The sequence below is a fragment of the Staphylococcus sp. GW823-FHT05F06 genome (assembly GCF_058795495.1).
In genome coordinates, this window is record NZ_JBXAHW010000007.1 from 54,305 (window position 1) to 69,572 (window position 15,268).

Annotated in this window: 13 protein-coding genes; 11 read left to right on the plus strand and 2 right to left on the minus strand. The window is 30.7% G+C overall.

From position 1 onward, the window contains the following. Nucleotides 1–52 precede the first annotated feature (52 nt). Nucleotides 53–697, plus strand: coding sequence for a metal-dependent transcriptional regulator (locus AC1Q7N_RS06135; protein WP_001832139.1), 645 nt, complete (start codon nt 53–55; stop codon nt 695–697). A 164-nt stretch (nt 698–861) separates the two neighbouring features. On the opposite strand, the gene AC1Q7N_RS06140 is transcribed toward AC1Q7N_RS06135, so the two are convergent. Then, complete coding sequence (locus AC1Q7N_RS06140; protein ID WP_001832096.1) at nt 862–1,608, minus strand: M50 family metallopeptidase; 747 nt, start codon at nt 1,606–1,608, stop codon at nt 862–864. A 174-nt stretch (nt 1,609–1,782) separates the two neighbouring features. Between AC1Q7N_RS06140 and tarA the strand changes: the two genes are divergently transcribed. Further along, nucleotides 1,783–2,541, plus strand: coding sequence for an N-acetylglucosaminyldiphosphoundecaprenol N-acetyl-beta-D-mannosaminyltransferase TarA (tarA, locus tag AC1Q7N_RS06145; RefSeq protein ID WP_002494339.1), 759 nt, complete (start codon nt 1,783–1,785; stop codon nt 2,539–2,541). Between the two features lie 77 nt (nt 2,542–2,618). Here tarA and tagH read toward each other — a convergent pair whose 3' ends face one another. Further along, nucleotides 2,619–3,413 (minus strand): teichoic acids export ABC transporter ATP-binding subunit TagH, encoded by a 795-nt coding sequence (gene tagH, locus AC1Q7N_RS06150; RefSeq protein ID WP_001832071.1) that lies wholly within the window; start codon nt 3,411–3,413, stop codon nt 2,619–2,621. 331 nt (nt 3,414–3,744) lie between these two features. Between tagH and AC1Q7N_RS06155 the strand changes: the two genes are divergently transcribed. The 9 genes from AC1Q7N_RS06155 to AC1Q7N_RS06195 all read left to right on the plus strand — a co-directional run bounded on the left by AC1Q7N_RS06155 (nt 3,745) and on the right by AC1Q7N_RS06195 (nt 15,140). Beyond that, nucleotides 3,745–4,557: an ABC transporter permease gene (locus AC1Q7N_RS06155; RefSeq protein WP_001832041.1), complete on the plus strand. Its 813-nt coding sequence runs from the start codon at nt 3,745–3,747 to the stop codon at nt 4,555–4,557. 322 nt (nt 4,558–4,879) lie between these two features. Beyond that, nucleotides 4,880–5,971, plus strand: a complete 1,092-nt coding sequence (tarB, locus tag AC1Q7N_RS06160; protein WP_001832991.1) for a teichoic acid glycerol-phosphate primase TarB — start codon at nt 4,880–4,882, stop codon at nt 5,969–5,971. Further along, nucleotides 5,971–7,035, plus strand: a complete 1,065-nt coding sequence (locus AC1Q7N_RS06165) for a glycosyltransferase family 2 protein (protein ID WP_001832059.1) — start codon at nt 5,971–5,973, stop codon at nt 7,033–7,035. Before tarB ends, AC1Q7N_RS06165 begins: the two co-directional genes overlap by 1 nt. 134 nt (nt 7,036–7,169) lie before the next feature. Beyond that, complete coding sequence (tagD, locus tag AC1Q7N_RS06170; RefSeq protein ID WP_001833002.1) at nt 7,170–7,568, plus strand: glycerol-3-phosphate cytidylyltransferase; 399 nt, start codon at nt 7,170–7,172, stop codon at nt 7,566–7,568. Between the two features lie 983 nt (nt 7,569–8,551). Next, nucleotides 8,552–10,279, plus strand: a complete 1,728-nt coding sequence (locus AC1Q7N_RS06175) for an ABC transporter ATP-binding protein (RefSeq protein WP_001832157.1) — start codon at nt 8,552–8,554, stop codon at nt 10,277–10,279. A 285-nt stretch (nt 10,280–10,564) separates the two neighbouring features. Then, nucleotides 10,565–11,794, plus strand: coding sequence for a NupC/NupG family nucleoside CNT transporter (locus AC1Q7N_RS06180; protein ID WP_002493541.1), 1,230 nt, complete (start codon nt 10,565–10,567; stop codon nt 11,792–11,794). A gap of 536 nt (nt 11,795–12,330) precedes the next feature. Next, nucleotides 12,331–13,164 (plus strand): YitT family protein, encoded by an 834-nt coding sequence (locus tag AC1Q7N_RS06185; protein ID WP_001832123.1) that lies wholly within the window; start codon nt 12,331–12,333, stop codon nt 13,162–13,164. Between the two features lie 358 nt (nt 13,165–13,522). Then, a complete protein-coding gene (locus AC1Q7N_RS06190) occupies nt 13,523–14,320 on the plus strand; it encodes an ABC transporter ATP-binding protein (protein WP_001832050.1) in 798 nt (265 codons plus the stop codon). A 319-nt stretch (nt 14,321–14,639) separates the two neighbouring features. Continuing rightward, nucleotides 14,640–15,140: a hypothetical protein gene (locus AC1Q7N_RS06195; RefSeq protein ID WP_001832127.1), complete on the plus strand. Its 501-nt coding sequence runs from the start codon at nt 14,640–14,642 to the stop codon at nt 15,138–15,140. The last annotated feature ends 128 nt before the right edge of the window (nt 15,141–15,268 follow it).

The following is a 15,268-nucleotide window of genomic DNA, read 5'->3' on the forward strand; positions in this document are numbered from 1 at the left end:
AACATGTCAAGTTAATTCATGGTACAATAAAGTGAATGTGTGAGGTGAAACGATGTTAACTGAAGAAAAAGAGGATTATTTGAAAGCAATTTTGACTAATGATGGCGACGTGTCCTTTGTATCAAATAAAAAACTATCGCAATTTTTAAATATCAAACCACCATCAGTAAGTGAAATGGTAGGGCGTTTAGAAAAGGAAGGCTATGTTGAAACAAAACATTATAAAGGTGCCCGTTTAACTGAAGAAGGGTTAAAGCAAACGTTAGACATCATAAAACGACATCGATTACTAGAATTATTTTTAATAGAAATTTTACAATATAATTGGGAAGAGGTTCATCAAGAAGCTGAAATACTTGAACATCGGATATCAGATTTATTTGTAGAGCGTTTAGATAAGATTTTAAATTTTCCGAAAACATGCCCTCATGGAGGCGTCATTCCTAGAGGTGATCAATATAAAGAAATTTTTACTACGTCAATTCTTAATTTTGAACCTGGAGAACGTGTTACTGTACGACGAGTTCGTGATAAGACAGAGTTGTTAGTTTACTTATCAAGTAAGGATATTTATATTGGAAATACAGTTGAAATTGTATCCAAAGATGATACCAATAAGGTTATTATTCTTAAGAGGAATGATATTGTAACAATTTTAAGCTATGAAAATGCGATGAATATTTTTGCAGAAAAATAAACGATAAAAAGAGCCTAGGATTAATTTCCTAGGCATTTTTAAGATATTGGCATTTAGTGAAAGGATTTAAAGTGTGTTTGTAATAAGCGTTTTAAGTCACTGTCTCTTTGTTAGAATGTGCTTACTAATTCAATGTACATGATGATAAAATCTATTTATCGTATTTATAGTATTGTGTATTTGATTAATAAATACACAGTATAGAGATTGAATAATATCCACACTAAACTAAAGATAAAGGTGGGTACTCGAGTAACTTTCGTTAAAGCACTGCCATCCCAAGAAGGTTTAGGTCGTTGAAAGGTAAGACGAAAAATCGTCCATGAGGATTGTAATATTTCACCTAAAAGTACGCCTAAAATAAAATGGTAACTTAATGTGACAATGTCGTAAATGAACCATTGATGGTCTTGTTTAAATACTAAATAGAGTAAACTTGAGATGAGTATAATGACAATCAAAGGTGATAGTTTACGGGAAGTAATAAACAAATAATATATAAAAATAAATAAATATATAGTAATAAATATACTTGGATATTGATAGTGAATAGATACCAATCCAGTTAAAAACATCAATGGTGGCATAAGATACCCACCTATAGTTGTAATAAACTGACCTAAGTATCCTTTAGATTGTGTAATCGCATAGCCTTGTTGTGAAGTGACTTTTCTTTCTCTAGGGCTTGTCACAATGACAAGATCTTTGGCCTTTCCACCAGCGAGTTTGTTAAATAAGACGTGGCCAAATTCGTGTGTAAGTACCGGTATATAATTTAAATAAATATCTAAGAAAGCGTTAACACCTTTATTTCTATAATAGTGGATGATTACGTAAAGCAGTCCAATAACTAAAATAAGATAGATATTTAATTGGATAGTTGTAGTAATAAAATTTTGTAAATAAATCATGAGTGAACCTCGTATTTCTTTAAGTTAAAATCATCTTTATTTAATTATATATGAAAAGACTGTGGATATCCTTTAGACTTTAGATGTAAATGATTAGAAAATATTTTTTGTTTAAATTTTCATGTGTTAAAATAATTTATGCATTTTAAACGTGTTGTAAAGTGGGGATTGAATATGTATCAAAACCAAAGAATAAAAGATAAAATTAACATATTAGGTGTAAATTTTGATAATACTACAATGCTGGAAATGTTAGAAAATATTAAACAATTCATATCTAGCAATACAGATGATAATTTATTTATAGTGACTGCTAATCCTGAAATCGTGGATTATGCAACTGAACATGAGCTATATAGAAATTTAATTAATCAAGCTGATTATGTAGTTCCAGATGGTACAGGAATAGTAAAAGCTTCAAAGCGATTAAAACAGCCCTTAAAACGGCGTGTGCCAGGAATAGAACTTCTTGAAGAATGTCTGAAAATAGCACATGTCAGCCATCAGCGCGTATATCTGCTTGGATCTAAAAATGAAATTGTTGAGACAGCAGAGAAAAAGCTTCAATCTCAATACCCTAATATCCACTTTGCACATCATCATGGCTATATTCATCTAGAAGATGAAACAGTCATAAAACGTATAACAAGTTTTAATCCCGATTACATTTTTGTAGGAATGGGATTTCCAAAGCAAGAACAATGGATTCAAAAGCATAAGGACAAGTTTAAGCACACTGTAATGATGGGCGTAGGTGGGTCGTTTGAAGTATTCAGTGGCTCAAAGAAAAGAGCACCTCAAATATTTAGAAAGTTAAATATTGAGTGGGTATATCGTGTACTTATTGATTGGAAACGTATTGGGAGAATGATAAGTATTCCTAAATTTATGTTAAAGGTAGCAATACAAAAATATAAAATGAAATCAAAATAAGAGAAAAAAAGGGAGGCAATCAATTCGGATGAATTTTATTGCACTCCCTTAATGTTTAAGTTTTACTTTCTTCAAATTTATTTTACGACAAAACGTGACTCATCTAATTTATTTCTAAATTCCTTTTGTTCTGCTTTAGATTTTTTCTTAAAAGTTTTAAGAAACGCCTCATAATCAGGTAATACTTCTTCAAGTTCGCCGAATTCTTTTAGTTTACCGCCCTCAATCCAAGCGATTTTTGTACAAAATTCACGCACTTGTCTAATATTATGACTAACAAAAAATATTGTTTTTTTAGCCGCTTTAAATTCATAAATTTTATCTAAACATTTTTGAGTAAATGTTTGATCGCCTACTGATAATGCTTCGTCAATAACTAATATGTCAGGATTAACAGTAATATTAATTGAAAATCCAAGTTTTGCACGCATACCACTTGAATATTTTTTAACAGGTTGATAAATAAATTCGCCGAGTTCACTAAATTCTATAATTTCCGGCATTAATTTTTTAATTTCTTTTCTTTTAAAGCCCATGCAGAGCATTTTAAATTCAATATTTTCTACACCTGTCAATTGTCCATTTAGTCCTGCATTAATAGCGATGACACTCACATCACCATGTCTCGTTATTTCACCGGAACTTGGTGAAATAGAGCCACCAATCATATTACTTAAAGTAGACTTACCTGAACCGTTGATGCCGACTAAGCCTATCACATCTCCCTCATGCGCTGTTAAACTTACGTTATCCAGAGCGTAAAATGTTTTATTTTTGTTTTTAGGTATTAATGCATCTTTAATTCTATCTTTATTATTTCTATAGATACGGTATTCTTTTGTTAAATTTTCAATATTTACCGAAACGCTCATTTTTGTACCTTCCTTATAAACATTTATATAGATTATAATATACAACACATCAGTTGTTAAATTTATTAACCTAGTGTAAAGTGAATAGAAGATTTTGTTGAAAATAAATTTAACACAGTGAGTGAAGAAAGTGATTCATTTTCTAAAATTAAATCTTACACGAAATTTCTAACAATTTTTAACTGAATTGATTGTATAATATAATGAGCTTATGATAAACAGTTAAATGTTATTATTTAAGAATGGACTCAATGAATCAAATTAAAGAGAAACTATTAATGATTTACAATAGATAGATAATCTATTATAGGAGAAAGCGTGGTTAAGTTTAATGTTCGCAGTTGGAACGGTTTTAAAAGAACATATTAAAAACTTCTATTTAATTCAAAGACTAGCACAATTCCAAATTAAAATTACCAATCATAATAACTATCTAGGTATTGCATGGGAAGTGTTGAATCCTGCTTTACAAATCATGGTGTATTGGCTTGTTTTTGGTTTAGGAATTAGAAGCAATGCACCTATACACGGCATTCCGTTTGTATTTTGGTTGTTAGTTGGTATAAGTATGTGGTTCTTTATTAATCAAGGTGTCTTAGAAGGAACTAAATCAATCTCACAGAAATTCAATCAAGTGGCAAAGATGAATTTCCCACTCTCAATCATTCCTACTTATATTGTAACAAGTAGGTTCTATGGTCATTTAGGATTATTAGCAATTATTATAATAGCTTGTATGTTCAATGGAATTATCCCTTCAATTCACATTGTACAATTACTTATATATGTACCTTTTGCATATTTGCTAACATCGTCGGTGGCACTTTTAACATCCACTTTGGGGATTTTAATTAGAGATACGCAGATGATTATGCAAGCATTAATGAGAATATTGTTTTATATGTCTCCAATTTTATGGGTGCCAAAAAATCACGGCGTAAGTGGTTTGATTCATCAAATTATGTTATTTAATCCAGTATATTTTATCGCAGAATCATACCGAGCAGCGATATTGTTCCATCAATGGTATTTCATAGATCATTGGAAGTTAATGCTATATAACGTTATTATCATTCTCTTATTCTTTATAGTAGGTTCTATTTTACATAGACGCTATAGAGATCACTTTGCGGACTTCTTGTAAAAGTGTCAATCAAGAGGGTTCTATTAACGATTTACCATAAAACGAATTAATATTTAACTTATTATCAAAGATTTAGTTTATTTATTAAAAGAAATTATAATAATTGTTTGTTAGAAATATTTCAAATTTAATATACGCTATATTGACGTTATGAGTTAGGACAATGGATTCAAGATGAATTCGTAGTCCTACTTTTTTTATAATATCGAGACTCCTAGTAGAATTTTTGAGTGAATTAAAAATTATTTGCTTTTATTTTCTTTGAAAGTAAGTATCGTTTATAATTTGATATAATGATTGGAAATTTAAAGATGGTGAAAAAATGAGATTGATAATTAAAAAGATTTATATCATAGCTATTGTGCTTTTAAATATGGTTTTTAAACCGTTTAATGTAAATTCGAAGCACATTGTGATAATGATGACCTTTAAGCAAGATATACTGCCTATTATAGAGGCCTTATGTAGTGAAGGATACCATGTGACGGTTATAGGTAAAAAAATATATCAGAAAGATATTAATAACATTAATCATGCATATTTTATACCTGCCGGAAATAAATATATTATGAGACATATGAAAGTATTAAGTAAAGCAAAGATTATTATTTTAGATACGTATTATTTAATGATGGGTGGCTATCAGAAGAAAAAAGGGCAAACTGTTATTCAAACATGGCATGCTGCTGGTGCGCTTAAAAATTTTGGCTTAACTGATCATCAAGTTGATTTAAAAAATAAGGCTATGGTAAGACAATACAAAAAAGTTTATGATGCTACCGATTATTATTTGGTAGGTGGGGAGAAAATGGCTCAATGTTTTATACAATCGTTTGATGCATCTCCATCGCAAATGTTAAAGTTTGGACTTCCAAGACTGACCCAATACTTTAGAAGCAATCTTAAGTTAGAACAACAACGATTAAAAAAGAAATATCATATTACAAATAAACTCGCAGTATATGTTCCGACTTATAGAGAAGGTCAAGTAGCACAACGTACTATTGATAAAGAAAACTTTGAACGGCACTTGCCGAATTATACGTTATTGAGTCATTTGCATCCTTCGACTGTTGATTGTCAAACTTCTCATTCAATCGACGTTACTTCATTGTTAATTATGGCGGATATTATTATAAGTGATTATAGCTCATTACCTATTGAAGCAAGCGCACTTAATAAACCGACACTTATTTATAATTATGATGAACAGCAATATGAAAAAGTAAGAGGATTGAATGAATTTTATTATGCTATTCCAGAACGATACAAAATGAGTAATGAAGAGTCAATTATACAAGCGATACAGGATAACGATGAGCAATTTCAATCTTTATTTAATGATTGGCATCAATATAACTCAAAAGATAGTCTTAACCAGTTAGTTCATTTTATTAATAAGTTGGTGAAATAATGAAATTAGCAATAATTATTCCAGTGTATAACGCTGAAGAAACGATTAAACGTGCTATACTCTCAGTTGATACTAGTGTGCCTTATGAGATTATTTGTATCAATGATGGTTCAACTGATCAAACACAACATGTACTTACAGAATTACAACAAAAACATCCACACATTAAAGTCATTCATCAGAGTAATCAAGGAGCAGCTCGAAGTAGAAATGTTGGCTTAGAAGCTATGTCTGAAGATGTTGATGCATTTTTATTTTTAGACGCAGATGATGAGTTTTTACCTAGTAGGATTGATTTAATGGTGAATGCTTTTAATAAAAACAAAGAAACCGATGTTGTTATCGGTCAAATGGCAAGAGATGTTAACGGCGAATGGCAAGTCATTTCGACCCATCAATCTATGGTAAAAGATGCGATTGTCACACTTGATCGTAAACCGGATATTTTACAATCGATAGGACCTGGAGCAAAATTATTTAGCTCGAAGTATGCTGGATTACGTTTTGATGAAGATGTCGTTTTCTGTGAAGAGCATACCTTTATTGTCAAAGCGTTCTCTAAAGCGCGAGATATTCAACTTATACCTAACATTGTATATGGCTATAATGAGAGAGAAGGATCAGTAACAGCGCAACGTGCTGATACATTCTTACCTTATATGAGTGATGCGTTAAAAGTTCGTCAACGCGTGATGGAATTACTATTATTATTAGACGAAAAAATCTACTATAGTTATCGAATGGATAACCTCATAGTAAGTTACTTAATACAGGCACATTTAAAGAAAAATAACAAAATAACGCAATCTTTGCTTGAAAGTGTTATAGAGTATATGAAAGCTATGCAGCATACACATTACTCGGGAGAGGCTATGTTTCGAATTGTTAGAGCTGTTGAACAGAGTGCAACACATTGGACAAAGCCTTTATACTTACAATGGAAAAAGGCACTTAGTGAGGTTGGAATTGGCAGACCAGGCTTAATTCGTTTTAAACTTCAAGTTATACCTAAAAAGATATCCTTTTCTGGTAAAGAATCACTAAAAAGAATTTTTAAAAAATAACTTTTCTTTGAAGTAAGTTTTAAATTTATTTATGTTTAGTATCTAATATAGTATTAATGGCATGGTCAAAATATTTATGATACATTAAGATTATAAATTTTTATTAAATTTTTAGTTAAGGAGAATTTCGTATCATGAAAAGAGTCATTACTTATGGTACATATGACTTGCTTCATTATGGTCATATTGAATTACTTAGAAGAGCTCGTGAGATGGGGGATTATCTTATCGTTGCGCTTTCTACTGATGAATTCAACCAAATCAAAAACAAAAAATCATATTATGATTATGAACAACGTAAGATGATGTTAGAGTCTATTAGATACGTAGACTTAGTTATCCCTGAAGAAGGATGGGGACAGAAAGAAAAAGATGTTGATCGTTTTGATGTTGATGTATTTGTGATGGGTCATGATTGGGAAGGGGAGTTTGACTTCCTTAAAGATAAGTGTGAAGTCATTTATCTTAACCGCACAGAAGGTATCTCAACTACCAAAATCAAGCAAGAATTATACGGAAAAGATACAAAATAACTAAGAGTATTTATGACACTATTGAACATTTAATCTTGAAAATAGAGATAAGAAAGAATTGTTCTTTAAATCAATGTGACTAGAGTTGGAAAAGGTTGATATAAACTTATTTTTATCTAGTCATCGATTGTCAATATGTAAATGAAACCTGAGATAATGGTAGATGTCTCAGGTTTTATATTTAAAATCAAACATTCTGTAATTCGAGATGCCTATATATTATTTAATAAAGGTGAAGACATAAATCTATAAGAACAGCAGTAAGATATTATTTAATGAGAAAATATCTTGCTGCTTTTTTCTATTTTGATAATTTATTAACCTCGTCTTTCACGAATGTGTGGGTGTAAATGCATTGTATTTGGTGGATGCTACTATTCAAAAGTTTTATGGCAAAGATTATGTTTTAAGGTGTGGTTTGACAGCTATTATATTACGAATAGAAATTCTTTTAGAATACATCAATCGACAGTTTATTTTGTATCAATAAAGTCATAAAACATTTACATGATAGTGAGTTTGATAAATTGAATCACCATATTGATGTCACGTATTATCATTTTTAAATATTGTTAAATTTCATCACATACATTTTAATATTTTTAGATTTTGTGTGCAGCTGATTCGGATAAAATCGATTATTCGTAGAAATGTTGTATCATAGTAAATATTTCGTTAGTGTTTTTTTAACACAGAAAGGTGACAGAAAATAAAAATAGATGACGTGCAATTTTTTGTACTAATAAATAATCTTTTGCGTGTGTTCTGATAAAAAATGTTATAATATCAACTACGAAGAACATAGTTACGTACATGAGAAGTTGAATGTTAAAATTACATAGTTTGCAACATTTTGGGTGTCATATAAATTTGCTTAAAAGACTGATAAATAAGCAATCATTATATATCTTGTGATTTGGGATGAAATGAACTTTTACAAGATTAAGCAAGATCAAATATGAATATAAAGACGAGGTATAACTATGAAAGAACAAAACCCTTTGTTTTTCTTATTTAAAAGACTCTCATGGCCATATGGGTTAATCATTGCAGCGGTTATCATTACTTCGTTGGGAAGTTTAAGTGGTTTATTAGTACCATTATTCACCGGGCGTTTAGTTGATAAATTTTCCGTCAGTAGTATTAATTGGGGAATGATAGCTATATTTGGCTCGATTTTCTTAGTTAATGCATTGCTTAGCGGTATAGGCCTATATTTGTTAAGTAAAATTGGTGAAAAGATTATTTATGCGATTCGTTCATTATTGTGGGAACATATTATTCAATTAAAAATGCCGTTCTTTGATAAAAATGAAAGTGGCCAATTAATGAGTCGTCTAACAGATGATACAAAAGTGATTAATGAATTTATTTCACAAAAGCTACCTAATTTATTGCCTTCTGTTTTAACTTTAATAGGTTCATTAGTCATGCTATTTATCATGGATTGGAAATTAACTTTATTAACATTTATTACTATTCCTGTATTTATTTTAATCATCGTTCCTTTGGGACGTGTGATGCAAAAAATATCTACCAATACGCAATCTGAAATTGCGAACTTCAGTGGATTATTAGGTAGAGTGCTTACCGAAATGCGTTTAGTTAAAGTATCTAATACTGAGCGTTTAGAGTTAGATAATGCGCATACAAATCTTAAAAAAATATATAGATTAGGATTAAAACAGGCTAAAATATCAGCAGTCGTACAGCCCATTTCTGGTGTTGTTATGCTATTAACTATTGCGATTATTTTAGGTTTTGGTGCATTAGAAATAGGTACTGGAGCAATTACTCCTGGAACACTTATAGCTATGATATTTTATGTAATCCAGTTATCTATGCCACTGATTAACTTATCGACACTAGTTACGGATTATAAAAAAGCTGTGGGTGCGAGCAGTCGTATATATGAAATTATGCAAGAGCCTATTGAACCTACTGAAGCTTTATCAGAATCTAAAGACGTTACGATCATCGACGGCGAATTAGTATTTGAGCACGTGGATTTTAAATATGACGTTAAAAAGATTTTGGAAGATGTGTCATTTAGTATTCCACAAGGTGAAGTGAGCGCGTTTGTAGGACCTTCTGGTTCAGGTAAAAGTACGATTTTTAATTTAATTGAGCGCATGTATGATATTGAACGTGGAGATATTAAATACGGTAATCAAAGTATTTTTGATATTCCACTTTCAAAGTGGCGCACAAAAATTGGTTATGTTATGCAATCTAATTCGATGATGAGTGGAACGATAAGAGATAATATTTTATATGGTATTAATAGAAAAGTTGATGATGAAGAGTTAATAGAGTATGCTAAACTAGCTAATTGTCATGATTTTATTATGCAGTTTGACGAAGGTTACGACACGATGGTTGGTGAGCGTGGACTCAAATTATCAGGTGGTCAACGACAAAGGATAGATATCGCTAGAAGTTTTGTTAAAAATCCTGATATTTTGTTATTAGACGAGGCGACAGCGAACCTAGATAGCGAAAGTGAATTGAAAATTCAAGAAGCACTTGAAACACTTATGGAAGGCAGAACTACTGTAGTCATTGCTCATCGACTTTCAACTATAAAAAAAGCTGGTCAAATTGTATTTATTGATAAAGGTGAAGTTACCGGTAAGGGAACGCATCATGAATTGATGGCAAGTCATGATAAATACAGACATTTTGTTACATCTCAAAAATTATCAGATTAATATTAACCACGCCCTAATTAATGAGTGGAAGGGCGTGGTTTTTTATATAAGTTTTGTAAAAATGTCATTTTAACCCTATTTTTCACGTGGTATAATAACTTTTGTAAGATTAAAAGAACTTTTGGGGTTTGCACAGAAATATAGTACGTAAAACAAACGCTTTCATTTTTTTGTTGTTCATCATTGTTCATAATTAACAAAATACATAGAATGACATATTGATAGTCTTACAGGATTGCATAATCAATGCATGAAAGTATAAAAATACATATAGGTAGGTGCCAAATGTTTTTATTAGTTAATATCATTGGATTATTTATTTTCCTAGGTATAGGAGTTATTTTCTCTAGAAATAGGAAGAATATACAATGGAAATCTATTTTTATTTTGGTTATTTTGAATTTGTTTTTAGCTTGGTTCTTTATATATTTTCCATGGGGAAGAGCAGGGGTTAAAGGAGCAGCTAACGGTATAGCATGGGTTATAGAATCCGCACATGAGGGTACCGGATTTGCATTTAAAAGCTTCACGTCTAATAAAATGATGGACATGGCGGTAAGCGCGCTCTTCCCTATTTTATTAGTTGTACCATTATTTGACATTCTTATGTACTTTAATATACTTCCAAAAATCATTGGCGGTATTGGTTGGGTACTTGCTAAAGTTACACGCCAACCTAAGTTTGAATCATTTTTTGGTGTTGAAATGATGTTCTTAGGTAATACTGAAGCTCTTGCAGTTTCTAGTGAACAACTTAAACGAATGAATGAAATGCGGGTACTAACTATTGCGATGATGTCTATGAGTTCAGTTTCAGGAGCAATTGTGGGCGCTTATGTGCAAATGATACCTGGAGAACTTGTATTGACGGCAATTCCACTTAATATTATTAACGCAATTATAGTTTCTTGTATTTTGAATCCTGTATCAGTTGAAGAACAAGAAGATGTCGTGTATAGCATTAAAGATCACCAAACTGAAAGACAACCATTTTTCTCATTTCTTGGAGATTCAGTTTTAGCAGCTGGAAAGCTTGTATTAATTATCATTGCATTTGTCATTAGCTTTGTAGCTTTGGCTGACTTAATTGATAGATTGATTCATTTAATCACACATCTTATTGCAAATGGTATTGGTGTCAAAGGTAGCTTTGGTCTTGATCAAATCTTAGGCGTTTTCATGTATCCATTTGCTTTACTATTAGGTTTACCGTTTAATGAAGCGTGGGAAGTAGCACAACAAATGGCGAAGAAAATTGTAACAAACGAATTTGTTGTGATGGGGGAAATTTCTAATCAAGTCAATGCGATGACGCCTCATCATAGAGCAGTTATATCAACATTTTTAGTTTCTTTTGCAAACTTTTCAACTATTGGAATGATTATAGGTACATTGAAAGGTATTGTTGATAAGAAAACGTCGGATTTCGTTTCCAAATATGTACCGATGATGTTGTTAGCAGGAATTTTAGTATCCTTACTTACTGCTGCATTTGTTGGATTATTTGCTTGGTAATTTACTTTTAAGATTTTTAATTAATATAGGCACGCTACTCATCCTATTTTGTAATTAGATGAGTCGTGTGCTTTTTAATTTTGTAGAAAGCTGACGAATTGATTTGCGAATCTCTAAAATGATAAAAACCAAGCATAAAAGTGAGGAGACACTTTTTATACTTGGCTTTTATGGGAAATGAATATTAATGTACTTGTAACGGTAAGGACTAGGTACTGTCACAGTACTTCGAGCAAAATTTGTTTTGTTACTATAAACAACACAAAGGAGATAACTTCTCTTTCAAGAAGTTAAAATTATTATAGCAGACCTAGGAGTATAAGTAAATTAAAAATTCAGAATATTTAAATTTATTCAAAATCAGATGTATTGAATTCCCACTTTAGTACGCTTAAGATGACATATATTTATAATTACGAATATATGATATGTGAATTTGTTTTTTTAAATCATATAGTTATTTGAAATTTTATTGTAGTAAGTAGTTATCTTATGCTAACATTTTAATAATTAAACAAAGTTTTAGGGGTGATTGAGTGAATAAAACTATCAGAGATATCATTTTAGTTATGATAGGTTCATTTATTTTCTCTGCAGGTATCAATGCATTTGTTATTTCAGGGAATTTGGGTGAGGGTGGTGTCACTGGTATAGCCATCGTATTATATTATGCTTTTCATATTTCACCGGGAATAACCAATTTCGTTTTAAATGCTATTTTAATTATTGTGGGTTATAAATATTTGAGTAAACGTAGTACATATTTAACAATTTTTGCTACAGTACTCATTTCAATCTTTCTAGGTTTAACTGAAACATGGCATGTAGAAACTGGGAATGTTGTGATTAATGCTGTGTTCGGTGGGACTTGTGTTGGTTTAGGAATTGGTATTATCGTTTTAGCAGGGGGAACAACCGCTGGAACGGTTATTCTTGCGAGAATTGTTAATAAATATTTAGATATTAGTACGCCTTACGCTTTGTTATTCTTTGACCTTATCGTTGTGCTTATTTCATTGACAGAAATTCCTTTAGTGAAGTGCTTAGTTACAGTTATGTCTTTATATATAGGTACAAAAGTGATGGAATTTGTTATAGAAGGATTAAATACTAAAAAGGCAATGACTATTATATCTAGTCGCCCTAATGAGGTAGCAAAAGCTATTGATCAGCAAGTTGGAAGAGGATTAACAATATTAAATGGACACGGTTATTACACTAGAGAAGAAAAAGATGTACTTTACGTAGTCATCTCTAAAACACAAGTATCTCGTGCTAAACGAATCATCAAAAATATTGACGAAAATGCCTTTTTAGTTATTCATGACGTTCGTGATGTATATGGTAATGGTTTTTTGTTAGATGAGTAAAATATCAATATATTATAAAGTTAAAAAGTTGTTAAAATGTAAGGCACTTTTTTAAATGAAGTCTAAAATGATTGCTTAGTTAAAGTCATTTTGGGCTTTTTATTATCATACTGTTCTCTACTTATTTATTAAGGACAGTACTACTCGCTTAATTTACTACTACTCATTTACGAATATAATATATAACCTAGTGAAAATAATTGTTAGTCATAATATAGAAGAGATGTTATAATAAAAACTGTGATAATGATTATCAATTACAAGTTTGTGACTGATAATGAGTGAATAACTTAATTAATAACAATGTTTTTACTATATATAAAGCAAGATTTTAGAGAATGAAAGTAGGGGAATTATTATGAGTCGTTTAAGTGGTGAACAAGTGAAAATTGGCTACGGTGATTCTACGATTATTAATAATTTGGATGTCGCAATTCCTGATGGAAAGGTTACTTCTATTATTGGACCTAACGGGTGTGGGAAATCAACTTTATTGAAAGCGTTATCTAGACTATTGTCAATTAAAGAAGGTAAAATTAATTTGGATGGTAAGAGTATTCATGCCACATCCACGAAAGAAATAGCTAAAAAAATAGCAATTTTACCACAATCACCAGAGGTCCCAGATGGACTTACTGTAGGAGAACTTGTTTCTTATGGGCGTTTTCCACATCAAAAAGGATTTGGTCGTTTAACTGCAGAAGATAAAAAAGAAATTGATTGGGCATTGTCAGTTACAGGTACAAGTGAATTTCGTCATCGTACTATAAATGATTTAAGTGGTGGACAAAGACAACGCGTGTGGATTGCAATGGCACTAGCCCAACGTACTGATATTATTTTCTTAGATGAACCTACAACTTATTTAGATATTTGTCATCAATTAGAAATATTAAATTTAGTCAAAAAGCTCAACGAAGAAGAAGGTTGCACTATTGTGATGGTTTTACATGACATTAATCAAGCAATTCGCTTCTCAGATCATCTCATTACGATGAAAGCTGGAGATATTGTTGCTACTGGTCAAACTGATGAAGTGTTAACTAAGGACATTTTAGAAAAGGTATTTAATATTGATGGTGTTTTAGATATAGATCCGAGAACAGGGAAACCAATTTTAGTTACTTACGATTTATTCTGTCAGACGTATTCGTGATTCAATGAATACAGTCTTATTGATAAGATATGATAATAAAAAATGCTCAAAATGATAATTGTTTTGAGCATTTTTTTATATCATAACCATAGTTTGAATAATTTTATCACGTGAACCACAATAATTTTTAAAGTTCACCATTTATACATTTATTATTGTTATAATAAGACGTATACATATAAAGAAAAGATGTTTGAAAATATATTGTAATTTTACGATACAAAACGTTGAGTATCATTTTTTAAATGAAATTTAAAGGTAATTATGGTATTATAATAATAATTGCTATATAAAATCTGGACAATAGGAGGACATTGCCATGCAACATCTTATAAAAAAACATGTATTGAATGGCGAGTTTGAACTAGTTAGACAGTTAATGTCCGAAACAGATTTTATGGAATTTGAAGAAGCATACATCTCTAGTGCTCATGAAGTAGAGAGTATGATGTTTTATACATGTATTCTAGATATGATTAAGGTAGAAGAATCATCAGAATTACATGATTTAGCATTCCTTTTACTTGTTTATCCTTTAAGTGAATATGAGGGCGCACTAGATTCAGCTTATTATCATGCAGATTCTTCCATAAAACTTACTGACGGAAATGAAGTGAAGAGTTTATTACAAATGTTATTGCTTCATGCTATTCCTGAGCCAGTTATTTCGGATAAAAAAGCGTTTGATGTCGCTAAACGAATTCTAAAACTCGATCCAAGTAATAATGTTGCACGAAATGTACTTAAAGATACAGCAAAACGTATGGATAATGTAGTTGTAGACATTAATGAATTGAACAATCAAAGAGATGCACGCTAAAAAATGAGTTATAGTCGCTCAAGTTTATTGAAACTTTTGCGACTATTTTTTTATACATGATTACGTTTGATTATACATTTTTATTTATATTGATTCCTGAAAAATCGTTTTCTAAAATGATTAAAAAT

Bases quoted from the DNA above. Each gene is read 5' to 3' on its own strand.
- AC1Q7N_RS06135 (WP_001832139.1), top strand. From the start codon at position 53: ATGTTAACTGAAGAAAAAGAGGATTATTTGAAAGCAATTTTGACTAAT.
- AC1Q7N_RS06140 (WP_001832096.1), bottom strand. From the start codon at position 1,608: ATGATTTATTTACAAAATTTTATTACTACAACTATCCAATTAAATATC.
- AC1Q7N_RS06165 (WP_001832059.1), top strand. From the start codon at position 5,971: ATGAAATTAGCAATAATTATTCCAGTGTATAACGCTGAAGAAACGATT.
- AC1Q7N_RS06180 (WP_002493541.1), top strand. From the start codon at position 10,565: ATGTTTTTATTAGTTAATATCATTGGATTATTTATTTTCCTAGGTATA.
- AC1Q7N_RS06195 (WP_001832127.1), top strand. From the start codon at position 14,640: ATGCAACATCTTATAAAAAAACATGTATTGAATGGCGAGTTTGAACTA.
- tarA (WP_002494339.1), top strand. From the start codon at position 1,783: ATGTATCAAAACCAAAGAATAAAAGATAAAATTAACATATTAGGTGTA.
- AC1Q7N_RS06155 (WP_001832041.1), top strand. From the start codon at position 3,745: ATGTTCGCAGTTGGAACGGTTTTAAAAGAACATATTAAAAACTTCTAT.
- AC1Q7N_RS06190 (WP_001832050.1), top strand. From the start codon at position 13,523: ATGAGTCGTTTAAGTGGTGAACAAGTGAAAATTGGCTACGGTGATTCT.
- tagD (WP_001833002.1), top strand. From the start codon at position 7,170: ATGAAAAGAGTCATTACTTATGGTACATATGACTTGCTTCATTATGGT.
- tagH (WP_001832071.1), bottom strand. From the start codon at position 3,413: ATGAGCGTTTCGGTAAATATTGAAAATTTAACAAAAGAATACCGTATC.
- tarB (WP_001832991.1), top strand. From the start codon at position 4,880: ATGAGATTGATAATTAAAAAGATTTATATCATAGCTATTGTGCTTTTA.
- AC1Q7N_RS06175 (WP_001832157.1), top strand. From the start codon at position 8,552: ATGAAAGAACAAAACCCTTTGTTTTTCTTATTTAAAAGACTCTCATGG.